2 pseudogenes are annotated in these 636 nt (G+C 56.8%); one reads left to right on the plus strand and one right to left on the minus strand.

Annotated elements, in window-relative coordinates:
* Positions 1-271, minus strand: a pseudogene (locus AC1QQ2_RS14855) (iron ABC transporter permease); the annotation flags it as partial.
* A 137-nt stretch (positions 272-408) separates the two neighbouring features.
* Here AC1QQ2_RS14855 and AC1QQ2_RS14860 point away from each other — a divergent pair.
* A pseudogene (locus tag AC1QQ2_RS14860) lies at positions 409-636 on the plus strand (hypothetical protein); the annotation flags it as partial.

Raw genomic sequence — 636 nt, forward strand, 5'->3', positions numbered from 1 at the left:
AATCGACCAGAGCATAGGCCCCGACATAGGCGGTCACCGCAAGCGGCATCAAAAGCGCCCACTGGAGCCAGCGGCGTCCCTTGAAGCGATACATCACCATCAGCCAAGCCGCACCCGTGCCCACCATCGAGGTCAAAAGCCCGACCGAGAACATCAAGATACCCGTATTGGCGAGATAGCGCGGCAAAGTCGTCGAAATCAGGTGCCCCCAAACGTTTTCGGTCGGGGTCAGCGCAAACCAGATCACCGCGATGATCGGCCCATCGACCATGGGTCGATGCGAATGGCGCGTTGGCTCGGGCGGAATATCTGACCACTTTGCTCGGACATAATCCGTGCGATAACCGAAAGCGGTTTCCCTGTCCAGAAAAGCCCTTATATAGGAACGAAAGAATTTCGGACGACGACATGCAAATTGCCCTTCACATCGGCGCGGCCTGTAAAGACGAGGATCGTCTTCTCAAAACGCTCCTGAAGAACACCGAGAATTTTGCTGCCGAAGGCATCAAGATCCCCGGCCCCGGCAAATACCGCCGACTGATCCGCGAAACGATCCAGAACCTCAACGGTGCGCCCCCCTCTGCGATGACGCGGGACGTGCTTGTCGATGCAATTTTGGACGACGAATCTGCCAAT

Origin of the sequence: Aestuarium sp., from assembly GCF_023253315.1 — a bacterium.
Classification (GTDB): domain Bacteria; phylum Pseudomonadota; class Alphaproteobacteria; order Rhodobacterales; family Rhodobacteraceae; genus Marivivens; species Marivivens donghaensis.